Here is a 22,353-nt window from a genome sequence, read left to right on the forward strand (position 1 = left end):
CGTCTTTGGTCTTGTCTTTCTTTACAAGTCGTGCTTATGGTGTTGTAGAATTCGTAGCGTCGTTTCCACGACCATTATTTCCATTATCATTCGAGTTGTTTCGTTCCGTTGAACCGTTCGAATTGTTTTGTGCATTCGCACCATCATTTGAATTCGGTGTATCTGTTGACGGTTCATCCGTCGTTGGTTCGTCTGTCGTTGGCTCGTCCGTTGACGGTTCGTCCGTCGTTGGCTCGTCCGTTGTTGGCTCGTCCGTCGTCGGCTCGTCCGTCGTTGGCTCGTCCGTTGACGGTTCGTCCGTTGACGGTTCGTCCGTTGACGGTTCGTCCGTTGACGGTTCGTCCGTCGTTGGCTCGTCCGTTGACGGTTCATCCGTCGTTGGTTCATCCGTCGTTGGCTCGTCCGTTGACGGTTTTTCTTCTTCAGGATCGGTGACCGTTACCGTCGTCGAGACTGGTCCCGATTTTTCTCCTGACGCTTTCGCTACAACTTGGAATATCGAGCGACCTGGCTTTAATCCACTGATACTGATTCGATTCGTCGTACTCGTTCCGACTGTCGATGATTTACCATCAGCATCTGTCATCTTTACTTCAAACGATACATTATCATACCCATTGGCACGAAGCGCAGCGTCATTGTAGTTCCAAGTCAGTTCACCGCTCTTTTTGTCTTCATCGTAAGATGCTTGTAATCCAGTCGGAGCGGGTACTGTCTTTTTTTCAACGACAGGTTCCTTCGTCCCTTTCACGTATAATTCGTTTCCGATACTGAGGACAGAACTTGGTTGTTCAAATGGCGCTGGCGTTCGATCGCGTGTTTTCGTGATGAAATCTTTCCAGATTTGCTGTGCCATCGTACTGTTATATGGACCACTGAGTCCGGATCCATTGTTGTTTCCTGATTTTGTTGTTCCTGTCCAGACACTGATCGAGACATCAGATGTATATCCTGCAAACCAGACATCTTTATAAGCATTAGTTGTCCCTGTCTTACCGGCTGCATCAAACGACAACCCAGCACTTGGGAACGTACCGCCTGGTTTCAAGACATCACGAAGCATATCCGTCAACATATAAGCTGTGTAGTCTTCCATCGCCTTTTTCGATTTGATTGGTGACTTGATTTTAGATCCGTCACTGTACTCAATCGATTTAATGACGTGTGGTTTGATATAATCGCCCCCATTACCCAGTGTTGCATAAGCTCCTGCCATCTGAGTCGTATTAAAACCATGCTTCATCCCACCAATTGCATAAGCTGGTGAAATCGACTCATCGTCTTTCATTTTCAAGCCAGACTTTTCAGCGAATGCTTCGACTGCATCCCCACCAATTTCTTGGAACGTCTGAATGGCAGGTGTGTTAGCCGAGATTTTCAACCAATGACGAATCGTATTCGTACCACGATATCCATCATAATAGTTTCCAATCTCTTTTCCGTTGACTTCTGTCGGCTTATCCGTCAATTGTTTCGCAGTCGACCATTTGTCATTTTCGATGGCCGGGCCGTATGCGAAGAATGGTTTTGCGGATGATCCCGGTTGATGGGGTTCATTTGCATAGTTTCGTCGCGCTGTTCCTTTACCTGGATTTTTACCATCGACGACTGCAAGAATTTCTCCGGTTTGCGTATTAATTGCCGTAGCAGCCGTTTCAGCATATTCCGGTAATTGAACGATTTGATCTTTTTTGATCGCTTCGTTCATATAGTCATGCATCGGCTTATCAATCGACGTATAGATCTTTAACCCTTGACCATAGATATCTTTTCCTTCTAGACCAAAATCATCTTCTAACTCTTTTGATACCATGTCGAAGATGACACTATCATATGATTCATCCTTCGTTGACTTCGGCGCCGGATTGATTAATTTCGAAATTGGTTGTTTAACCGCTTTATCTCGTTGCGCTTTTGTAATGACGCCTGTCGTTTGCATCGCATTGAGGACTTGCGTCTGACGCCATTTCGTTAGCTTCGGAGATCCTTTGATTGGATCATAAGCTGTCGGACGTTGCGGTAATCCCGCGAGCATTGCAGCTTCCGCATAATTCAACTTATCAACTGATTTATTGAAATAGGCTTTTGAAGCGGTCTGGATGCCAAATGAGTTTTGACCATAGTAGTTTTTATTCAAGTACATCTCTAAAATCTGATCTTTCGTATAATCCTGCTCTAAGCGGATCGCAAGCCATTGCTCTTGGACTTTCCGTGTGATTGTTTTATCAAAACTGAGGAATGATTGTTTGACGACCTGTTGCGTAATCGTCGAAGCGCCTTCAGAACCAAATCCATCGGTGACGTTCGCGATGATGGCACCTCCGAGACGGCGGAAATCAATCCCGTTATGCTGATAAAAACGACGGTCCTCGATCGAGATGAATGCGTCCTTAACGACTTCTGGTACTTCATCGATCGACACATATTCTCGGCTCGTTCCACCTTTTGTGATTTCCTCTTTATTACTTGCATAAATCTTTAACGGTAAAGCATCACGAAGCTCTGCTTCATCAAGCTCAGGTGCCGTAGCAATCGCATAAGCCGCAAATCCGCCTCCGATCAACATCATCAAGATAAATAATCCGGTAGCAATCAACAATAACTTTTTCCAGAGTGGACCTTTACCACCGGATCCTCCACCTGATTTTTTCTTTTGGGGACGTTTCGTCCGTTTCATCTTTTTTTCAGATGACTTCGTCTCTTCACGACGTGCGACACGACTTCTTTCCATATGCTATCCTTCTCCTTCAATCAAAAAGTGTCTGAATTGAAATATAGTTCGTCCACTGCCTTTAAATAATCGATAGCAGGGTACGCGCCAGTCTCGACTTTGATACCGTCTTGTTCGATGATCGTCAGCGGAATGGATTTCCGTCCGCTTTCGAGTTGATCCCACCAGGGGAACACGTGCTCGACTGAAAGCACATATTGCACATTATACAGACTGAATCGAATGATGACAAAACAAATTCCTCCATGTTCGACACATTGACGCATGTGTGCGATTTGATGGGGGTGAAAATTTTTTATCGGGAAGGACGTTTTATTCGTCGTCTCCTTCGCTTCGAAATCAATGTATTTTCCACGGTACACGCCATTATAATCAGTCGTCGATGGTTGCTTGAAGTAGGCTTCCTTAACGACCGCTGCCGACCGTTTCGGATAATCCACTTGAACGATTTGTAACGGAGTGGGTTTCTTGTGAATGATTGCCCGATTATGAGTCAGATAAAACGTATTACTTTCATTCAATAATTTTTCGAGCGTCATCCCACGATTTGAAAAGGTTGAATCGGTTGATCGTGCCTTCTTGATTCGGGTTCCGTGCGACTCGAGTGGCTTTTGAAATTTTTTCCCATTCGGGTAATTCAAAACGATTCCCCTCCTATCGCGTTTATTGTACCATGATATGTGATTGTACCGTATCGGCCGAGAGGAGTAGTTAAAAACCAATGACAATTGAACCGTTATTACAAGAGATTGAACGTATATATCAAGAAGGACGTGCCGGAACCGAATATGACTTCAATCGAGACGTCGTACCGTTCGTCGAACGAGCAGATCAACTGATTGCGCAGTGGCAAATGAATGCCCAAGATAGTCCTTACTTACGTCCGAGTATGGTCGAAAGTGCTGTGGATCAACTGAAGCAGATTTCTGTCCAAGCCTTTCAGCCGAAGACGAGTCTGAAACGTTTCAATGAAACGATTAAATCCGTCCGCTATATCGATCGATTGATGAATGGCGAAGAATAATAATTAAAAACAGGAATTATCTTCCTTGAGTCGAACACCTAATCTATAAGGGAATGTTTCACCGGTTTCACTTGCCAGGCTATAGCTTTTCAGTCGCCTAGCGTGTAAAGTGGCATCAAGAGCATTTCTTTCTTAAAGACTGTGTAATTATCGTGCAATTGGAGGAGATTCATTTGAACAAACGGGTACAATCGAACGTCAAAGGCGTTGATGTCAAAGGATTTCCTAAGAACTCAACCCCTGCCCCGAAGAAATACATCATGTTCGTTGACGAGACAGGAACACCTAAGGGGAATACACAATTCAATCTAACAGGTGTCTTGATGGAATATAAATATGCCATCGATTCGGATGAGACGGGCGAACCGAGTCCGCTTCGTCAACGTTTGATGGATTTCAAGGCAAAAGTCTTTGAGGATCCACATATTCCGCTTCATCTCAAAGAAATTTTAAAAGCCGAACATCCATATGGAAAAGAAGACGGGATCACGATCGATATGTTGCGTCACTTCTGGATTGCCTTACCGGAATTTTTAGTCGATATCGATTGTACGATCGTCAGTGTCGAAGTCGATAAACAGAAGCTGCAAGACTTCTTCTCGACACCGAAGGATCCGTATGTCGTTGCCTTCGCTCATCTGATGAAATCGTTCTATTCCTTCCTTGATGAGACAGAAGCGACGAGTGCACGTGTTGTGCTTGAAAGTCGTGATGATTATCAGAACTTGCTGATTCAAAAGGCATTCTTCGATATCTTCAATTCAGGAACGGTCCATCTCGACGTTGAAAAAAGCCGTCAAAAAATCAAGGGCTTCATCTTTGCTGAAAAAGACAGCGACCTCTACCAATCTGGTCTTGAGATTGCCGATTTGGTCTGCTTACCTTTGTCCCGCGTCCGTCGTGGTGTCATCGAGGTAAAACCACGGTTTGTCCATTATGGGGACGAAAACCGGATTTTTAAAGCCATCAAAGATAAAATTTACATTCGCCGCGATAGCCCGGACCAAGATTTCCGAAACTGGGGTTTCAAAAAAGTACCAATCACGAAAAAGCGTCGTGAATGGTCCGATACCCCTTGGAATGGTTGATGACTCAAAAAAAGTGGATCCGATAGGGATCCACTTTTTTTATGGTGTCGCTAATCCTTTTGTCCGCTTTTTCCCTTCTCGACACATGTCGAGTAACGGACAAGCTTCACAGTTCGGACGTTGTGCCTTACAGTGATAACGTCCAAAGAAGATGAATTGATGATGGAGTTTTGACCAACGTTCTCGTTTGAAACGGCGCATGAGTGTCGCTTCAACCTGTGTGACATTATCCTTCCACCGACAGATTCCGAGACGTTTCGAGACGCGCTCGACATGTGTATCAACCGCAAATGCCGGGACATCGAAGGCGACAGACAAGACGACGTTCGCCGTTTTACGCCCGACACCAGGTAATGCTTCAAGTCCGGCTCGTTCCGTCGGGACTTCACCGTCGTGTTGCGCAAGAAGTTGTGCTGCCAGTGCCTTGATGTTTTTTGCTTTATTCCGGTATAATCCAAGTCGTTTGATCTTGTCCTCGATTTCCTCAATCGGTGCCGCAGCAAGTGAAGCAGGATCCGGATAAGCAGCAAATAATCCAGGCGTCACCTGATTAACGAGTACGTCGGTCGCTTGCGCACTCAGTGCGACCGCGACGACCAGTTCAAACGGATTGCGGTGAATCAACTCGCAAAATGCATCCGGAAACATCTCTTCTAACGTCGCTTCAATCCGATCGATTTCTGCTTTCCGTAACATCTACTCAGCCTCCTCGCCCGGCAAGATCCTCAAGTGTCTTGATGCCTTCGCGTTCCCATGTTCGTAAAATTTGATTGATATAAGTCATCTTGCGAACGTTATGATAGACCGCTTCTCGAAGTGCAGCGAGCACGAGCTCTTCCGAAATATTTTCGATCGTCAACCACTGAATGATTTGCTCCATCTGAAATGGGGACATCATGCCCAGTTCCCGTTCGAACTGTTGGAAGACAGACGGGTTGATTGTATCAAAGTTCGGTGCTTCCTGTTCCGGTGGTGCCATCAGTTTTTCGTAAAGTGGAACAAGCGAATAACGTTCTGATCCGTTGACATTCTCCATCGCTAGTAATCCTTTTTGTAATAAACCGAGTGTAGTCTCGATCGTTTCCGTCTCTGATAGTCCAAGTCGATTACTTAACTCTTCCGGAGACGGCATCTCCATGCCTTCCGCCCGACAGGCAAACAGTTGACCAATTAACGTGAACTCGACAAAACTGATACCTAATCGTTTCGCCTCTGTGAACAATCGTTTTGGTAAGACGACCGTCCCTTCCTCGAATAATTGCACTAAATTATGATTCATCGTAATTCCTCGATTCTCTAGTCTAAACAAGAAATCGACCCGTCGAGACGATGGGTCGATGTTTTTCCTTACTGCTTATGGATAGAGGCGGTTCAGCAGACGTGGGAACGGAATCGTTTCCCGAACGTGCTCGACGCCTGTAATCCAAGCAACTGTCCGCTCTAAACCAAGACCGAAGCCACTGTGTGGAACAGAACCGTATTGACGTGTTTCAAGATACCATTTATAGGCACCCGTCTCATCAAGACCATGTTTCTTCATCTCAGCGAGAAGTTTGTCATGATCTTCTTCACGTTGTGAACCACCGACGATTTCCCCGTATCCTTCAGGGGCAATCAAATCATCACATAAAACGAAATCTGGGTTTTCCGGATCTTCTTTCATGTAGAACGGCTTAATTGCTTTTGGCCAATGCGTGATGAAGACAGGGCGCGCAAAGCTGTTTGCGATCGCTGTCTCATGTGGTGCACCAAAATCATCCCCGAATTCGATATCGTCGAATCCTTGCTCTTTGAGCATGTCGATTGCTTCTGTATACTTGACGCGTGGGAACGGTGCTTTAATGTTTTCAAGGACCGTCAAGTCACGTCCAAGCAACTCAAGCTCCGCACGGCAGTTCTTCAGTGCCGATTGCACGAGGTGCGAGACGTAATTTTCTTGGACTTCGAGGTTCATCTCGTGATCGTGGAATGCCATCTCCGGCTCCATCATCCAGAATTCGATCAAGTGACGACGTGTTTTTGATTTTTCAGCACGGAACGTCGGACCGAACGAGAAGACCTTTCCAAGTGCCATTGCTGCCGCTTCCATGTAGAGCTGACCAGATTGTGAAAGGTATGCATCTTCATCGAAATATTTCGTATGGAACAATTCTGTTGTTCCTTCTGGCGCACTACCTGTTAAGATTGGCGGATCCACTTTGATGAATCCTTCTTGGTTGAAAAATTCGTACGTCGCACGAATCAATTCATTCCGGACGACCATGACCGCATGCTGACGCTTTGAACGTAACCAGAGGTGACGGTTATCCATCAAGAAATCCGTTCCGTGTGCTTTTGGTGTAATCGGATAATCGATCGCTTCATGGATAACTTCGATTTTTGAAATTTCCATTTCATGACCGATCGCTGTCCGACCGCCATCTGATTTGATGACGCCTGTTACCCAAAGTGATGATTCCTGTGTTAAGCCTTTTGCTTGTTTAAATAAGTCTTCGCCGACCGTTTCTTTAACGACGACACCCTGCATGAATCCAGAGCCATCCCGAAGTTGGAGGAAGGCGATTTTACCACTCGAGCGTTTGTTTGCTAACCAACACCCAATCGTCACTTCTTCTCCTACATATTTATTTACATCCCGAATCATTGTTTTCAACAGTCAACATCCTCTCTCTATTAAACGGCTGTATGGGCCGTGATGAATCCTTCAATCCGGTCGAGTGCCTCTAAGACACGTGCCGGATCCGTTGCATAAGATAGGCGGACATAGTCCGGTGCACCAAATCCTGAACCTGGAATCAAGGCAACCTTCGCTTCAGATAAAACAGCTGTACACCAGTCATCGACATTATCGAATCCACACATCTCAGCAGCTTGCTTTGCATGTGGGAACAAGTAAAATGCCCCTTCCGGCTTCAGACACGTCAATCCTTTAATCTCGATGAGTCGTGCGTAGATTTTTTCAAGTCGTTCTTCAAAGATGACACGCATCGCTTCGACCGGTGCATCACCCTCTGCATACGCAGCAACCGATGCTGCTTGCGCAATCGATGTCGGATTCGACGTTGAATGGCTCGCTAAGTTCGTCATCGCTGCGATGATCTCTTTAGGTCCAATCGCATACCCGATCCGCCAGCCTGTCATCGCATGTGATTTTGAGACACCATTGATGATGACCGTCCGTTCGCGCATTTCTGGTAAGGACGCGATCGAGATATGTGTCACACCGTTATAGAGCAACTTTTCATAAATCTCGTCACTGATGACGAGTAAATCGTGCTTGATTGCAACATCTGCTACCATCTCAAGCTCTTCTTTCGAATAAACCATCCCCGTCGGATTCGATGGTGAATTCAAGACAAGTGCTTTCGTCTTCGGAGTGATATGTTGCTCGAGCAATTCCCGTGTCACTTTGAAGCGAGACGATTCGTCCGTCTCGAGAATGACAGGGACACCGTCACTGAGTTTAATTTGCTCTGGATAACTGACCCAGTATGGTGCTGGGACGATGACTTCATCGCCTGGGTCGAGAATCGCTTGGAACAATGTCGAGAGCGCATGCTTTGCGCCAGAAGCGACCATGACTTCTGAACGTTCATATGGCATCCATAAGTCACGGCGTGTTTTTTCAATGATCGCATCCTTCAAGGCAACCGTTCCGCCAGACGGCGTGTATTTCGTATCGCCTGCTTCTGCTGCCTCGAATGCTGCTTGAATGATGAATTCCGGTGTATTGAAGTCGGGCTCTCCCGCACCTAAACCGATGATGTCTTGACCTTCTTCACGTAGTGCCTTAGCTTTCGCAGTGATGGCTAGAGTCGTAGATGGTGTCAATTGTCGTACGCGTTTCGATAACATGTCGCCCACTCCCTTTACTTAATTCGTAATCGTTTGATGAAAGAACCTTCTTGATACGTGTAATACGAATAATCATAGCCTGTCTTCGTCATTGAAACGATCTCAATGACAGCACGGTCCTCAAAACCGTATTTAGCAGACACGATATCTCCGAGTTCCGGATGATCCGCGATGACCGTTTTAATGGCAATACCATCAGCAACCGGTCGTGTCTCAATCGTTCCTTTTTCCGGAACAAACGCCCGTACCGCCTGTCCACTCTGCTTCATCGTAAAAACGACATATTGGCGTTTTCCGCTAAAGACAGATTCGAACCGGACGTCTGTCGGCTTTAGTTCTTTTTTCAGACGCGTCTCTGCTTGTTCCGCGACGCTCTGTTCTCGGTCTTTTGCCTCAGCGATCGTCACCTGATAAACAGCTGTTCCAAGAACAGCCAAGATGAGGAGTGCACTCAGTAGACCAAGCGTGACTTTCCACTTCATGTGCGATAGATGGTGAAAACCATCTGCTCCTTGTCTTTTTCATCGAGAGCAAGACCGAACATTAAATCTTCCGTTTTCAGCGTCCGGTTCAATAAGTCGACGATTTTATACGTATCGTCATGGCGGTTCACTTTGACGGTCGCAAGTGTTTCAATTTTTGAATCCATCTGTATGTCCTCCCTCATTTTTCTCTATCTATTATAATGCGATAGGGTTTATCTGAATAGACTCAATCGCCATCATTCAAGAACAATTCAAGTTCTGCGGTCAGTTCATCAAGCGGTTTTGATAAAACAGGCACTTTCGGCAGACTCGTAACGAATCGTTTTCCGTATCGCGTCGTCTCAATCCGGCGATCGAGCACGAAGACAACACCACGATCGTTCGTCGTCCGGATCAAGCGACCAAACCCTTGTTTAAAGCGAATGATTGCTTGCGGTAGGCTGTATTCGAAAAATGATGATTTTCCGAGTTTTTCGATCCGTTCCGAGCGTGCTTGGACAATTGGTTGATCTGGTGGCGCGAATGGTAGGCGGACGATGACGAGACAACTGAGATCATCTCCCGGGATATCGACCCCTTCCCAAAAACTAGCCGTCCCGAACAAGATACAGGCATCGAGTTGCTTGAACTGTTTCATCAGTCGTTGCCGTGAACCTTGCGTGACCCCTTGCGAGAGTAATGTAAACCGGTCTGGCAGCAACGGCTTCGTCGCCTCATGCGTCAGTCGTAGCAAGTCGTTCGAGGTAAATAAGACAAGCATCCGTCCCTCCGTCACCTCTGCGATTTGTAAGATTGCTTCCGCAATCGTCTCCGCGAATTCTGGCAATGGCACATCCTGTAAGAGTGGGAGATCCGTCGGAATCATCAGTCGCACATTATCGGCATATCCGAACGGCGACGGCACAACGAAACGACGAGTATCAAAAGCATCGAGTCCTAATCGGTTCTCAATGAATTGGAATTTGTTCGAGACAGTCAACGTCGCAGACGTCAGGATACACGTGCGTTTTGAAAAGACATCGCGTCGTAATCGCTCTGAAATGTCAATTGGTTGTGTGTATACGCGTGTTAGCTTCCGGTTCTTAACGGACGTCTCGATCCAAGATACCGTCTCATCGTGCGGAGCAAGCATCGTCTCGAAGATCGCGAGCTCTGCTTCTTCGATTTGTGCCGTGATCGCTTTTAAATCCGCGACGAGCGAACGCTCCCGATAACTCATTTGCTCCCGATGTTCATGGAACAGTTTATGAATCGCACGAATTGCTTGACGCAAACGTCGCAACACCAATTCAACCCGCTTGGCACTCTCTTGGACGGCACGCATCGAACGATCGAGTCGCTTAAAGCGAATGCTGACCATTCCTTCCCGTCGTGCTTTGCGGGAAGCCAGTTCGAGCCCATATGCTTGAACGATCATCAGTAGGCCGTCTGCTTCTTCGAGCAACGTCGTCAGTGCTTCATCGACCGTCTCACTATGGGCTTCAACCATCTCGGCAATATCCCATTCTTCCGACAGATCAAGCAAACGGTGCAATAATTTTTTGTCAGATGAATACCCGAGTTGGCGGAACAGACGATCAAACGTATGACCATCAAAAACGAGACCAAAATGATGGCTCGCGACTTCTTCGATTTGGTGTGCCTCGTCGAGAATCAACGGGCTTCCTTTCGGTAAGACCCCTGCTTCGAACTGCAGATCACTAAACAACAACGCATGGTTCGTGACGATAATCGTCGCATCTTTCGCTTGGCGAATCGCATGCTGGAAGAAGTCCCGACTGTACCAGGGATCAAACCGTCCAAGCTGCGATTGACTATCGGATTGAATCAATTGCTTGATTCCGATATTGCCTTGCGCTGCACCACCCGGTAAGCTGACTTCCTCTAAATCTCCTGTTTCCGTCTCCGTCAACCATACGAGAAGAATCGCTTTTGCGAGCGTAAAGTTATAGACATCCTCTTGATCATTCAAGAAAAACTCGAATTTCCGTAAATCGATATAGTTACTTCGTCCTTTAAGCAATGCAATCTGGACCGGCGTATCGAACAATTGACGCAATAGCGGTAAATCACGCGCAAACAGTTGCTCCTGTAATTGAATCGTGTGTGTACTGACGACAATCGGCACTTCGTGTTCGAGCGCGTAGTGCGCTGCAGGCACGAGATAACCGAGCGATTTCCCGGTCCCTGTTCCCGCTTCGACAAGTAACGGCGTTTCTTGATCGAGCGACTGATAGACATGACGCATCATCTCGAGCTGCCCACGCCGTTCTTCATATCCTTCAAATAGACGAGGGAACGTCACGGCATTCAATTCATCAACGAACGGTCCGAACGGTTCAAGAATGGGCGGATGTGACAAACGTTCTATTGTCTGACGCTTTTTCAAAGCGATTTTACGAAAACGATCGAATCGCTCATCCTCTTCGATGCCGACTAAACGAATCGCATGGTCGATTTCCTCTTCGATGGCACTAAATAGACGTGGTGATAACCGTCTGAGATGTTTTAATGTCTCGAGCGGCAACGTATGTAGTCGCTTGAGTAGTTCAAGTAACAATTCAGCCGTCGCCGAAGCATCACTTCCTGCCCGATGTGCTTCTTGATGAGCAAGATGCAATGATTCTGACAGATGCGACAACGCATGGCTTTCTGCTGTTGGAAGTAAGATTCGCGCAAGTTCTACCGTATCAATGACGGGACCTGTGTACGGCAAGTATCCTTCTTCTTCTAACGCATCGTTTAAGAAGTTTAAATCGAACTGCACATTATGTGCGACGAAGACGCCACCATCGAGCAATGATAAAACTCGTGGTGCGATGACATCGAACGTCTCGGCATCTTTGACATCTTTATCCGTGATGCCCGTCAACTGGGAAATGAATGGAGGAATCGGTTGGGTCGGACGGACGAAGGCAGACAGTTGTTCTGTCAACTGTCCATCTTCAATGACCGCCATTCCGATCTCAATCATCTCATCGCCAGCCTTTATGGAATGACCTGTCGTTTCCAGGTCGACTACGACGTATTTTTTCTTCAACACTGATCCTCCACCTTTAATCCATCCTATCCATGATTGGATGGCATCTCATTCTTCATCTTAACAAAAAAGAGACCCGCTGACATAATCGGGTCTCTAAAATTTCATAAGATCGTGTGGGCGATTTCTTGAGACAACATTTGTTTGATGTCATTCTGCTCATTTAGAACAGCCACTTTTGGGACATGTGTCGCAATTTCTTCCGTCGACAATTGCGCATACGCCATGATAATGACCTCATCTCCGACTTGAAAATGGCGTGCTGCAGCACCGTTCAAACAGATGACACCTGAGCCGCGAGCCCCTTTAATCGCATACGTTTCAATCCGCGCACCATTCTGATTGTTCGTCACTTGGACTTTTTCATTTTCAAGGATCCCGACAGCATCGAGTAAATCCTCATCAATCGTAATCGACCCAACGTAGTGTAAGTTTGCCTCGGTGACCCGGGCCTTGTGTAGTTTAGCATGCATGAATGTGCGTAACATCGTCATACTCCTCTCGTATATAGTAAATTATCGATTAAGCGTGCCGATGCGAACTGCACGGCAACAGCTAAGAGAATCGTAGTCGTTTGTTCAGTGGCAGGTCGTAGTGATGGATAGTCGACAGCTTCGACGTAATCAATCGTCGTCCCCTCAAATTGAAGTGCTGCGCGCGTCTGTTCGAGAACCTTTTCAACAGGCACTCCTTGATCGAGTGCTTGTTTCGCTTGTTGCAACGCCTGTTGAATTCCCGGTGCTTGCGTGCGTTCCGTCTCCGAAAGATAGACATTTCGTGACGATTTCGCTAGACCATCCGCTTCGCGAATGATTGGGCAACGGACGATTTCAACCGGAACGAAGTAATCAGCGACGTACGCTTCGATCAAGGCGAGCTGTTGTGCATCCTTTAAGCCGAAATATGCACGGGTTGGACGGACGACGTTCAACAGCTTACTGACGACCGTCAAGACACCGTCAAAATGTCCTGGTCGCGATGCGCCGCACAAGACATCATCACCGGAGCGAACCGTAACACGGGCCATATCCAGCGGATACATCGTCTCGTTCGTCGGATAAAACAGATAATCGACCCCTTCTACTTCCGCGATTTTCTGATCGCGTTCCGCGTCTCGTGGATAACGATCCAAATCTTCGTTTGGTCCGAATTGTGTCGGGTTGACGAAAATACTTAAGACGACGACATCATTCTCTTGTCGTGCTTGTTTTAGCAATGAGGCATGCCCTTCGTGCAGGAATCCCATCGTCGGTACAAATCCGATTGAACCGGCTCCCGCTAGACGTTCTCGTAACGTCTGAATATCTTGAACAATCTTCATTCCTTGTTTCCTCCATAAAGCGCACCGATTAGTTCCTCGTCCATCTGGAACGAATGTGCAAGTTCAGGGAAGGCACCGGCTTTGACATCTTTGACATAAGCAGCGATTGCTTCTGTTCCTGAAGTATTCCAGTCCGTATACGCTTTGACGAACTTCGGTAAACGTCCGACGCCATACGTCAAGATATCATGATAGACAAGTACTTGACCGGCGACATCTGCACCGGCTCCGATGCCGATGACGGGAATCGAGAGGAGCTCTTGAATTCGTTTCGCGAGCGGATGCGGCACACACTCAAGGACAAGCATTTTCGCTCCGGCACGCTCTGCTTCCAAACTATCTGCAATCAGTTGTTCGGCTGCTTCTAGTGATTTCCCTTGGACCTTGAATCCTTCAAGAACTCCAACGGATTGTGGTGTTAGTCCGAGATGTGCGACGCAAGGCATCCCAGCGTCCGTCAAACGACGAATCGTTTTTAAGATCTCCCCTGCCCCTTCTAGTTTCAAAGCATCCGCCTGTGATTCTTGGAAAATACGGGCCGCTGATTCAAGCGTGCGATCAAATGAACCATGATAACTTGCGAACGGCATATCGACGATCATGAACGTCTGTGGTGCGCCACGGCGAACAGCACGCGCATGGTGGACCATGTCGTCGACCGTGACGGCAATCGTTGAGTCATAGCCGAGGATGACGTTTCCGAGGGAGTCCCCGACGAGTAACATATCTACCCCTGCTGCCTCTGATAATTTTGCTGAAGGATAATCATACGCCGTCAACATGACGAGCTTCTCTCCAGCTTGTTGTTTTTTTAATAATGGACCCATTGTGTGCATCGTGTTCTCTCCTTACGTGTGTAGGGAGGACAAAAGGAAAACGCCTTCTTCTCCAAAATAAACGCATGCGGAAAAGAAGGCGGAATAATTGAATATCGTCCTTCTGTCCCTGTCCGTTAAGATCAAGGCAGTTGAAACAGCTAAAACTGGCACCTGTCGATTCGGTATGATTCCGACGAGCGGATACCATCCGTGGTTTTATTATACATGACGGGAAAAGCTCTCTGCAAACCGTCTGATTCAAACCCTCATTCTTTTTACCAGTAAATCAGCTCTGCCGAATGGAAACGGGTCTCGCCTGCATCCGTCTCAATCCGGATCGTTCCCGTCTCGTCAATACCGAGCAATGTTCCGGAAGCGGTCGCTTGACGTGTCCGTAGCGTCACTTGTTCATGTAGGCGATCAGCGAGTGTTTCCCATTCGAATACGAAAGGTCCGAACCCTAGCTCGACCCACTGCGTATATAGTCGTTCAAATCGATTCAAAAAAGCTGCGACGACTTCCGCACGTCGGAAAGTTCTTCCTGATTCTCGGACAAGTGAGGTAGCACGATCTTTAATCCCTTCCGGAAACTGTTCATGATGCACGTTGATTCCGATGCCGATGATGACTGAACTGATCCGGTCTGCCTCGGTCTGCATCTCTGTTAAGATGCCAGCTACCTTGCGACCGTTGATCAAGATATCATTCGGCCATTTGATTGTAACCGGAACATCGAATGTCCGGAGAGACTGCGCAAGCGCAATACCTGCTACGAGCGTCAGTTGTCCCGCTTGGTGCATCGGTACATCTGGACGGACGAGCAAACTCATCGCGATTCCCTCATTCTTCGCCTCATGCCAAGTCCGTCCCAGTTGTCCGCGACCATTCGTCTGATGATCACATACGACGAGTGTTCCCTCCTGCGCCTGCTGTTGAGCTTGTTCATGTGCGATCCGTTGCGTCGTGTCCAGTTCTTCGAAATGAAGGATGTGTCGACCGAAACGCACTGTTGTTAATCCGTGCTCAATTGCAATCGGTGTCAACAAGTCACCTTCATCGACCAATTGATAGCCTTGTTTTTTATTGGAGATGATCTGGTATCCTTCTTCCTTTAAGGTTTGCATATGTTTCCAAATAGCGGTACGTGAAATATTTAGTGTCTCCGCTAATTCCTGTCCGGAATACCACGTCCGCTTGCGCAGTGCTATCAAGATTTGTTCTCGGACTGTGTGTGCCATCGCTCTACCTCCTTCATCAATACCGTTCGGTCGTTTGGACAAGACCGTATGACGACGCTGTACTCCAAGTGCAAGAGTGCTTCTTTAATCTGTTGCTTTCGAAGACCAAGACGAATCATGTCTTTTCCGTCAACAGCGAGCTCTTTGCGACCGCGAATCGGTAAATCCGATCGATCCGGATAATCCATTCCAGTCATCTCCCGCAGAATCGCCAGTTCTTCATCCGACAATTGATAACGATCCCAGTCCTGTAACGGTCGGTATAACAGAGGGACTAAACGCACAGCGAGCTGCATTTGATGTTTCGATCGTTTCCAGCGTGTCAATTGATCGCGCGTTAGACCGGCATCAAGTACGAGTGTCCAGACGGCATCCTTTGAAACACCCCGAAACGATTGCTTGGCGAGTCTCTCGACGATTTCTGAAGTCATGCCGGGTAGATAGCGTTCGATCCCTGTCCGGAGCATCGCCTGTAACGCCTGCTGTTTCCCTGGACCAAGTAAGAGCTTCTCAAACTCGGTCGCGATCCGCTCAATCGCAACGGCCTCTAGATGCGGAGCGAGTTCAAAGATTGCTTGCTCGGTCGTCTCCTCAAGCGAAAAATCAAGTTGACTCATAAAGCGGAACGCCCGCATCATACGGAGTGCATCTTCATTAAAACGTTCGACTGGTTCACCGACCGTGCGGATGATCCGCTCTTCGATGTCGCGCGCTCCGCCGAACAAATCCACACGTCCGGATGGTCTGAGTGCCATCGCGTTGATCGTAAAATCACGCCGGGTCAAATCCTCTTCCAAACTAACGCCAAGCGTCACCGCATCCGGTCGCCTACGATCGCTATAGGTTGCTTCCGAGCGGAACGTCGTGATTTCGTACGGTACGTGGTTGAGAACAACCGTTACGGTTCCATGCTCGAGCCCTGTCGGAATGACGACAGGGAATAAGTCGATGATCTGTTCCGGTAACATCGAACTCGCTAAATCATAGTCTCCTGGTGTCCGGTCGAGTAACATGTCGCGAACGGCACCACCAACGATATAAGCCTCACCACCCGCTTGTTCGATCGTCTGAATGATATGATGCGCGCCTTCAAGCAAGTTCATGACGCGCACACACCCGTTCATAGACTTGTTCATAACGACGGACGATCTCATTCGAATCAAAACGACGACGAGTATCGCGAATACCCTCTTCTGCCATCCGTTCTCGTAACAACGGATCATCCGCAAGTTCACCGATGCGCGCCGCAGCGACCTTAACGTCGTAAGTCGGAACGATATATCCTGTCACGCCGTCCTGAATGACTTCTGGTAATCCACCCGCTGTCGAGACGACACTTGGGACACCAATTGCCATCGCCTCGAGGACGACGAGTCCAAACGCTTCTTTTTCCGACAGCAACACATGAATGTCACTGATGGCGAGCAGCTGCGCGACATGTTCCTGTTTACCAGCGAAAATGACTTTGTCGTCAATGCCAAGTTCCTTCGCACGACGTCTCGTTTGTCCCATCTCTGGACCATCTCCGACGAGCAACAGACGCATCTTCCGATCTTTTGCCGCGATTGCGAATGCCGCGACTGTATCGTCAATTCGTTTGACCGGTCGGAAGTTCGAGATATGGATGACGACGACTTCATCCGATTCGATACCGTAATGCCGCTTCAATCGTTCATCCCGCATCGGATAATAGACACTCTCATCAATCGAGTTCGCGATGACATCGATGTCGTAATGGGCGTTAAGTGTCGCATTCGTCTCAAGCGCAAGACTCTCAGAAACAGCCGTGACCGCATCCGATTGTTCGATACCATACCGAATGGCCGGTTGCATCTCTAAGTCCTGACCGATGACGGTGATGTCTGTTCCATGTAATGTCGTGACGACGGCGACGCCTTTTTTCTTCGCCATGTTTCGTCCGAGTTCTGCACAAACGGCATGCGGAACAGCGTAATGGGCGTGGATCACATCGAGATCGAATAAATCAATGATTTCTGCGACTTTTGACGCTAACGTAATGTCATAGGGTGGATATTTAAAAACAGAATACTGGTTGACCTCAACCAAATGGACCGTGATGTTTGGTCGATATTCCGTCAGCCGAAACGGCATGCTCGATGTAATGAAGTGAACGTCATGTCCACGATCTGCTAGCTTCATACCAAGTTCAGTCGCGACAACCCCACTACCGCCGACTGATGGATAACAGAGAATCCCAATTGCTTTTTTCATGATAAAACCACACTCTCTTTATGACTTCTATTCGTCTCTATTCTAAGCAATATCGATCAGAATGACCATACTGATCACTTTTCGACTGATTTTCGTAGGAAAAGCTAGTCTTTTTCCGACCGTGCCGTTACCCTAGAGAAAGAGTCTTGATTTGAAAGGAGCACACGGAAATGGCACCTCCATTCCAGTTTCCGATTCGGGTTCAGAACATTCTCTGGATTTTAGTCGGGTCATTCATCTTTGCTTTTGGTATTTATCATTTTAACGTCCAAAACGAATTGGCAGAGGGCGGTTTCACCGGAATCACGCTGATTCTAAAAGGACTGTTCGGGTTATCACCATCGATCACGAACTTAGTGCTGAACGTTCCTCTCTTTTTCGTCAGCTATAAGATTTTAGGGCGAACGACGTTCGTCTATACGTTGATTGGTACATTCAGTTTTTCCTTTTGGTACGGAGTGATTGCGAAGTATTCACCACTCGTGATTGATTTACGAGAAGACATGGTCCTTGCTGCCCTGTTTGCAGGTGTGTTCATCGGGGTGGGACTCGGAATCATCTTCAACAATGGCGGAACGACGGGTGGTGTCGATATCATTGCTCGTCTGACGAAACGCTACTTTGGTTGGTCGATCGGTCGAACGTTCTTAGTCTTTGACTTCTTCGTCATCGTTGCTTCTTTGACGTATCTCGATTATAAGCAGGCAATGTATACGTTACTTGCCGTCTACGTCGGTGCCCGTGTCATCGATTGGATGCAAGAAGGCACTTACGCTGGTAAAGCGGCGATGATCATCAGTGACCACCGGACGGAGATCGCGGACGGCATCCATGCGACGATGAACCGAGGTACGACCCGTCTGATTGCGAAGGGTGGATACTCGGGACGCGACCTCGAAGTATTATATGTCGTCGTCGCTCGAAACGAGATCAATCGCTTGAAGACACTCGTTAAAAGTGTCGATCAGCATGCCTTCATCACCTTGCATGATGTCTATGAGGTGACGGGGGAAGGTTTCACGTTCGATGAGAATCGGATTCCGATCAAAGAAACGTAAAAAACACGGATCGCTCGTTTGAGCGATCCGTGTTTTTCGTTTTAGTCATCACTTGACGGGTTGAAGACGATTAGTGCGAGACGAAGGAACTCGGCGACGGCAACGAGTGTTGCCGCGACGTATGTCCAAGCGGCTGCGTTCAAGACACGGCGTGAACCACGTTCTTCTTCCGCGTCGATGATTCCGTGATCTGTCAATTGCGCCATTGCTCGGTTCGAAGCATCGAACTCGACCGGTAACGTGACGAGTTGGAAGATGACCGCTCCAAGCATCAGGACGACACCTAGCATCGCAAGACCAGTGAACCCAGCGAATAGACCAATCAACAATAGAGGGAACGATAAGTTCGACGTGATTGAGGCGACAGGTGCAATGCGGTGCCGGACACGCATCATGTTATAATCCGTCGCATCTTGGATGACGTGACCAATTTCGTGTGCCGCAATCGAAACGGCTGAGACCGTCGAACCGTAATAGACGTCTTCTGAAAGCCGGACGACTTTATTTGTCGGATCATAATGATCGGACATCGTTCCACCAATCGGCTCTAGCCGGACGTTCGTAATCCCGTTCTGCTTCATGATGAAGTCAGCGACCTGTGCTCCTGTCACCCCACTCTGAATCGGAACATCTTGATATTTTTTATAGGTGCTCCGCACCCGCATCTGAGCCCAAATCGGGACGATCATGATGATCGCGAGATAAATCAAATAGTTTGCCACGAGACATCGTTCCTTTCTTTTTTGTTTATAGGTCTATTTTATGTTCAAGCGACCTTATTGTCAATTGAATCGCGTGCGACAAACAGATATCCCATCAAAAGACATAATCCAGTCAACCAGAAAGAACCGTATCCGATCCATTTGATGTGCTCTGCAAGCGCCGGGTAGCGGGGCCATTGCCCAAGGACATAATCGACGACATCGTTATGAACGACCCAAATCGCAACGAGAACAAGCTCCTTGACGCGAAATGTCATCAAAGGACTGAATAACAACGCCTGAAACGCCATCGCTCCGTGCGACACCATCAGCATCAGTGCCATCGTTGTTAAGTAGGCGTTTGATGTGCCGAGTTCGTTCAACATCAAGGCATTCATGACGACCGCCCAGACACCATATTTGATCAATGTCACGAATGCGAGCGCTTCAAACAAGCGGGAACGTCGTCCGAAAATCCATAGAAAAACGATGATCGTAAAGAACAGCGATGCGGTTGGGCTATCCGGAATGAACGGATAGAAGTACCACTTCGATGTCGCGAGTTGTGGTTCATACCAGTAGTAGCCGTATAAGGTGCCTGCTAAGTTGATCAATCCGACGATCCAAAGCACGGCTTTATGACGGAGTAAAGTAAATATTCCTTGCAATCGTTTCACCTCATCATCGACAAAAGCCGGAGGATTGCTCCCCCGGCTTTTGGCTTATTTATTGTTTTCGCCGCCTTCACCGTATGAAGCGATGAATTTCGCAAGTTCTTTATGATCGGCATCTGAGCCTTTGAACTGACCAGCCGGCATCGAACCGACACCTTTGACTGCGATATCATAAATCTCTTTTTCAGTCTTTTTCGTTCCGACGAGCGCTGGAGCTGCTGCTCCACCTTCGAGGTTCTTACCATGACAGTTGACACATGACTGGTTCGAATAAATTTCGTATCCTTTTGCCGATGTATCAATTTTTGGTCCTTCGTTCATCGTCAACTCACCTTGCTTGTGGATGGTATCCCAGTGTGTCGTTTGAACAGATTCCCATGTCAAGAAGACGATCGAGACGACTGCGAGGAGCATCATGCTGACGGCGACTGGCCGTTTCGCAGGACGGCGTTCAAGACCTTGGTCGAGCCATGGCGCGACGAGAAGTGCTGTGAACGCAAGACCTGGAAGGATGACTGTTCCCATCAAGATGTATGGACCTGCAGCGAATTGGTATTTCAAGAGCTGATAGAGGAATAGGAAGTACCAGTCCGGAAGTGGAATGTACGACGTATTCGTCGGATCGGCAATGTTTTGAAGTGGTGCTGCTTCTACGATTGTCAGAGTCATGAAGCCGATCAAGAAGACCGCTCCAACCATCCATTCGCGAAGTAAGAAGTTCGGCCAGAACGCTTCCGTTCGACCTGGATATTCCGAATAGTCTTTTGACTTGTTCGGCATCCGGTTATTGATCGACACCCGTGAATCGGTGACGAATTTCATTCCTTTACCACGATGCATCGTGTTCTCCCCCTTTTTTGTTGTCTAGATGATAGTCGGTTTAAAGTGGTCCAGAGATCCCTTGTTTACGGATCATCATGAAGTGGGCCCCGAGCAAGACGAACAATGCTGCAGGAAGGAAGAAGACGTGAATCGCAAAGAATCGAGCGATTGTACTTGCGCCGACGATTTCTCCACCCGCAAGGAGGGTCTTCGCGATACCACCGATGACCGGGATACTTTCAGCAATCTGAATCGTAACTTTTGTCGCGAACAACGCTTTCATGTCCCAAGGCAATAGGTATCCTGTCAGACCGAGAGCTAAGACGACGAAGAACAAGAGAACTCCGACGACCCAGTTCAATTCACGTGGTTTTTTGTATGAACCAGTGAAGAAGACACGTAATGTATGTAGGAACAACATTACGATAACGACAGACGCACCCCAGTGGTGCATACCACGAACGATTTGTCCGTGTGCGACTTCGTTTTGTAGATAGTAGACGGACGCGTGTGCGTTGATGATGTCCGGTACATAATACATCGTCAAGAACATCCCCGAAAGAATCTGGATGACGATCGTAAAGAACGTCAATCCGCCAAAACAATAAACGAAAGCTGAAAAGTTATGTGCCGGGTTGACGTGCTCCGGTACTTCATGATCGGCGATGTCTCGCCAGAGCGGCGTAATATCAACGCGCTCATCAATCCAATCATAGATTTTTTGCATCATCGCTTACGCACCTCTTTCGACTGGTTTACCAAGGTAGAGGTAACCATCTTTCTGTTGCATTTCATACTCATCGAGTGGTTTCGTTGGAGGCGTACCAGGTACGTTCGTGCCATCCTTCGTATACCGTCCGAAGTGACATGGGCAATAGAATTGCTCCGGGTGCGTTGGATCTGCGCCGAAGCTGACTTGGCAACCTAAGTGTTTACAAATCGGTGAAAGGGCCAAAATTTCTCCCTTATCATCTTTGAACACCCAAGCCGACAACGTTTCTTCGAACTCATACCACGCATCTTGCGTTTGTTTCTTGAAGTCGACCCGTTTTGGTTCTGTCGTGATATCCGACAACTTCATTACTTTTACTTTATCGCCTGCTCCTGATTTCTTCAGGACTGGATCAACTGCGAAGTTGACCATCGGCATGACCATTGTCGCAGCCATGAAACCGCCGACGCCTGTCAATGTATACGTCAAGAATTGACGACGTGTTACGTTAGACCCGTTTTGAGCCATCTCGATCCCCCCTTGTGATGTACGCT

23 protein-coding genes are annotated in these 22,353 nt (G+C 47.7%); 3 read left to right on the top strand and 20 right to left on the bottom strand.

Annotation, left to right across the window (positions count from 1 at the left end; genetic code table 11):
* Positions 1–34 precede the first annotated feature (34 nt).
* Both VJ374_RS09730 and recU read right to left on the bottom strand, forming a co-directional pair.
* Positions 35–2,731: a PBP1A family penicillin-binding protein gene (locus VJ374_RS09730; RefSeq protein WP_056062154.1), complete on the bottom strand. Its 2,697-nt coding sequence runs from the start codon at positions 2,729–2,731 to the stop codon at positions 35–37.
* Positions 2,732–2,751: 20 nt separating this feature from the next.
* Positions 2,752–3,378: a Holliday junction resolvase RecU gene (gene recU / locus VJ374_RS09735; RefSeq protein WP_035409519.1), complete on the bottom strand. Its 627-nt coding sequence runs from the start codon at positions 3,376–3,378 to the stop codon at positions 2,752–2,754.
* Between the two features lie 74 nt (positions 3,379–3,452).
* Here recU and VJ374_RS09740 point away from each other — a divergent pair, with 74 nt between their 5' ends.
* A complete protein-coding gene (locus tag VJ374_RS09740; RefSeq protein WP_035407253.1) occupies positions 3,453–3,755 on the top strand; it encodes a DUF1798 family protein in 303 nt (100 codons plus the stop codon).
* Positions 3,756–3,928: 173 nt separating this feature from the next.
* A complete protein-coding gene (locus VJ374_RS09745; protein WP_023468614.1) occupies positions 3,929–4,843 on the top strand; it encodes a DUF3800 domain-containing protein in 915 nt (304 codons plus the stop codon).
* A gap of 39 nt (positions 4,844–4,882) precedes the next feature.
* Here VJ374_RS09745 and nth read toward each other — a convergent pair whose 3' ends face one another.
* From nth to bshA, 13 genes are all read right to left on the bottom strand, one after another.
* Positions 4,883–5,539 (bottom strand): endonuclease III, encoded by a 657-nt coding sequence (nth, locus tag VJ374_RS09750; protein WP_329468751.1) that lies wholly within the window; start codon positions 5,537–5,539, stop codon positions 4,883–4,885.
* Between the two features lie 4 nt (positions 5,540–5,543).
* On the bottom strand, positions 5,544–6,122 hold the full coding sequence (locus tag VJ374_RS09755; RefSeq protein ID WP_023468616.1) for a DnaD domain-containing protein: 579 nt from the start codon (positions 6,120–6,122) through the stop codon (positions 5,544–5,546).
* 75 nt (positions 6,123–6,197) lie between these two features.
* Positions 6,198–7,496, bottom strand: a complete 1,299-nt coding sequence (asnS, locus tag VJ374_RS09760) for an asparagine--tRNA ligase (RefSeq protein WP_035407248.1) — start codon at positions 7,494–7,496, stop codon at positions 6,198–6,200.
* A gap of 20 nt (positions 7,497–7,516) precedes the next feature.
* The gene (locus VJ374_RS09765; protein ID WP_290774998.1) at positions 7,517–8,698 is read right to left on the bottom strand and encodes a pyridoxal phosphate-dependent aminotransferase; all 1,182 of its coding nucleotides are present in this window, start codon (positions 8,696–8,698) and stop codon (positions 7,517–7,519) included.
* Positions 8,699–8,712: 14 nt separating this feature from the next.
* The gene (locus VJ374_RS09770) at positions 8,713–9,180 is read right to left on the bottom strand and encodes a hypothetical protein (protein ID WP_329468752.1); all 468 of its coding nucleotides are present in this window, start codon (positions 9,178–9,180) and stop codon (positions 8,713–8,715) included.
* Entirely contained in the window at positions 9,177–9,347 is a 171-nt protein-coding gene (locus VJ374_RS09775; protein ID WP_012370646.1) for a YpmA family protein, read from the bottom strand. The genes VJ374_RS09770 and VJ374_RS09775 overlap by 4 nt, the downstream gene beginning before the upstream one ends.
* A gap of 62 nt (positions 9,348–9,409) precedes the next feature.
* Entirely contained in the window at positions 9,410–12,226 is a 2,817-nt protein-coding gene (gene dinG / locus VJ374_RS09780) for an ATP-dependent DNA helicase DinG (protein ID WP_329468754.1), read from the bottom strand.
* A gap of 101 nt (positions 12,227–12,327) precedes the next feature.
* Complete coding sequence (gene panD, locus VJ374_RS09785) at positions 12,328–12,711, bottom strand: aspartate 1-decarboxylase (RefSeq protein ID WP_029341994.1); 384 nt, start codon at positions 12,709–12,711, stop codon at positions 12,328–12,330.
* Between the two features lie 2 nt (positions 12,712–12,713).
* Positions 12,714–13,544, bottom strand: coding sequence for a pantoate--beta-alanine ligase (panC, locus tag VJ374_RS09790; RefSeq protein ID WP_329468755.1), 831 nt, complete (start codon positions 13,542–13,544; stop codon positions 12,714–12,716).
* A complete protein-coding gene (panB, locus tag VJ374_RS09795) occupies positions 13,541–14,380 on the bottom strand; it encodes a 3-methyl-2-oxobutanoate hydroxymethyltransferase (protein ID WP_035407228.1) in 840 nt (279 codons plus the stop codon). The genes panC and panB overlap by 4 nt, the downstream gene beginning before the upstream one ends.
* 257 nt (positions 14,381–14,637) lie before the next feature.
* Positions 14,638–15,600 carry a biotin--[acetyl-CoA-carboxylase] ligase gene (locus VJ374_RS09800; RefSeq protein ID WP_329468756.1) on the bottom strand — a complete coding sequence of 321 codons (963 nt, stop codon included), beginning with the start codon at positions 15,598–15,600 and terminating at the stop codon, positions 14,638–14,640.
* Positions 15,570–16,703, bottom strand: coding sequence for a CCA tRNA nucleotidyltransferase (locus tag VJ374_RS09805; RefSeq protein WP_035407222.1), 1,134 nt, complete (start codon positions 16,701–16,703; stop codon positions 15,570–15,572). The genes VJ374_RS09800 and VJ374_RS09805 overlap by 31 nt, the downstream gene beginning before the upstream one ends.
* Positions 16,690–17,832, bottom strand: a complete 1,143-nt coding sequence (gene bshA / locus VJ374_RS09810; RefSeq protein WP_035407220.1) for an N-acetyl-alpha-D-glucosaminyl L-malate synthase BshA — start codon at positions 17,830–17,832, stop codon at positions 16,690–16,692. The genes VJ374_RS09805 and bshA overlap by 14 nt, the downstream gene beginning before the upstream one ends.
* A gap of 170 nt (positions 17,833–18,002) precedes the next feature.
* Here bshA and VJ374_RS09815 point away from each other — a divergent pair, with 170 nt between their 5' ends.
* Positions 18,003–18,890 carry a YitT family protein gene (locus tag VJ374_RS09815; RefSeq protein WP_035407218.1) on the top strand — a complete coding sequence of 296 codons (888 nt, stop codon included), beginning with the start codon at positions 18,003–18,005 and terminating at the stop codon, positions 18,888–18,890.
* Positions 18,891–18,931: 41 nt separating this feature from the next.
* Here VJ374_RS09815 and VJ374_RS09820 read toward each other — a convergent pair whose 3' ends face one another.
* Genes VJ374_RS09820 through VJ374_RS09840 form a run of 5 tightly spaced genes read right to left on the bottom strand, consistent with a single transcriptional unit; the run spans position 18,932 to position 22,327 of the window.
* Positions 18,932–19,612: a zinc metallopeptidase gene (locus tag VJ374_RS09820; RefSeq protein ID WP_035407205.1), complete on the bottom strand. Its 681-nt coding sequence runs from the start codon at positions 19,610–19,612 to the stop codon at positions 18,932–18,934.
* Between the two features lie 44 nt (positions 19,613–19,656).
* Positions 19,657–20,268 (bottom strand): DUF1405 domain-containing protein, encoded by a 612-nt coding sequence (locus tag VJ374_RS09825; protein WP_329468757.1) that lies wholly within the window; start codon positions 20,266–20,268, stop codon positions 19,657–19,659.
* Between the two features lie 45 nt (positions 20,269–20,313).
* A complete protein-coding gene (locus VJ374_RS09830) occupies positions 20,314–21,105 on the bottom strand; it encodes a menaquinol-cytochrome c reductase cytochrome b/c subunit (protein ID WP_035407183.1) in 792 nt (263 codons plus the stop codon).
* Between the two features lie 40 nt (positions 21,106–21,145).
* A complete protein-coding gene (gene qcrB, locus VJ374_RS09835) occupies positions 21,146–21,817 on the bottom strand; it encodes a menaquinol-cytochrome c reductase cytochrome b subunit (protein ID WP_012370658.1) in 672 nt (223 codons plus the stop codon).
* Positions 21,818–21,820: 3 nt separating this feature from the next.
* The gene (locus VJ374_RS09840; protein WP_035396830.1) at positions 21,821–22,327 is read right to left on the bottom strand and encodes a ubiquinol-cytochrome c reductase iron-sulfur subunit; all 507 of its coding nucleotides are present in this window, start codon (positions 22,325–22,327) and stop codon (positions 21,821–21,823) included.
* Positions 22,328–22,353: the final 26 nt, after the last annotated feature.

This window comes from Exiguobacterium sp. 9-2, from assembly GCF_036287235.1.
Classification (GTDB): domain Bacteria; phylum Bacillota; class Bacilli; order Exiguobacteriales; family Exiguobacteriaceae; genus Exiguobacterium_A.

Bases quoted from the DNA above. Each gene is read 5' to 3' on its own strand.
- VJ374_RS09730 (WP_056062154.1), bottom strand. From the start codon at position 2,731: ATGGAAAGAAGTCGTGTCGCACGTCGTGAAGAGACGAAGTCATCTGAA.
- VJ374_RS09755 (WP_023468616.1), bottom strand. From the start codon at position 6,122: ATGAATCATAATTTAGTGCAATTATTCGAGGAAGGGACGGTCGTCTTA.
- VJ374_RS09740 (WP_035407253.1), top strand. From the start codon at position 3,453: ATGACAATTGAACCGTTATTACAAGAGATTGAACGTATATATCAAGAA.
- VJ374_RS09815 (WP_035407218.1), top strand. From the start codon at position 18,003: ATGGCACCTCCATTCCAGTTTCCGATTCGGGTTCAGAACATTCTCTGG.
- VJ374_RS09840 (WP_035396830.1), bottom strand. From the start codon at position 22,327: ATGGCTCAAAACGGGTCTAACGTAACACGTCGTCAATTCTTGACGTAT.
- VJ374_RS09770 (WP_329468752.1), bottom strand. From the start codon at position 9,180: ATGAAGTGGAAAGTCACGCTTGGTCTACTGAGTGCACTCCTCATCTTG.
- bshA (WP_035407220.1), bottom strand. From the start codon at position 17,832: ATGAAAAAAGCAATTGGGATTCTCTGTTATCCATCAGTCGGCGGTAGT.
- VJ374_RS09805 (WP_035407222.1), bottom strand. From the start codon at position 16,703: ATGAACTTGCTTGAAGGCGCGCATCATATCATTCAGACGATCGAACAA.
- qcrB (WP_012370658.1), bottom strand. From the start codon at position 21,817: ATGATGCAAAAAATCTATGATTGGATTGATGAGCGCGTTGATATTACG.
- VJ374_RS09775 (WP_012370646.1), bottom strand. From the start codon at position 9,347: ATGGATTCAAAAATTGAAACACTTGCGACCGTCAAAGTGAACCGCCAT.
- VJ374_RS09765 (WP_290774998.1), bottom strand. From the start codon at position 8,698: ATGTTATCGAAACGCGTACGACAATTGACACCATCTACGACTCTAGCC.
- panD (WP_029341994.1), bottom strand. From the start codon at position 12,711: ATGTTACGCACATTCATGCATGCTAAACTACACAAGGCCCGGGTCACC.
- VJ374_RS09800 (WP_329468756.1), bottom strand. From the start codon at position 15,600: ATGGCACACACAGTCCGAGAACAAATCTTGATAGCACTGCGCAAGCGG.
- panC (WP_329468755.1), bottom strand. From the start codon at position 13,544: ATGAAGATTGTTCAAGATATTCAGACGTTACGAGAACGTCTAGCGGGA.
- VJ374_RS09830 (WP_035407183.1), bottom strand. From the start codon at position 21,105: ATGCATCGTGGTAAAGGAATGAAATTCGTCACCGATTCACGGGTGTCG.
- panB (WP_035407228.1), bottom strand. From the start codon at position 14,380: ATGCACACAATGGGTCCATTATTAAAAAAACAACAAGCTGGAGAGAAG.
- nth (WP_329468751.1), bottom strand. From the start codon at position 5,539: ATGTTACGGAAAGCAGAAATCGATCGGATTGAAGCGACGTTAGAAGAG.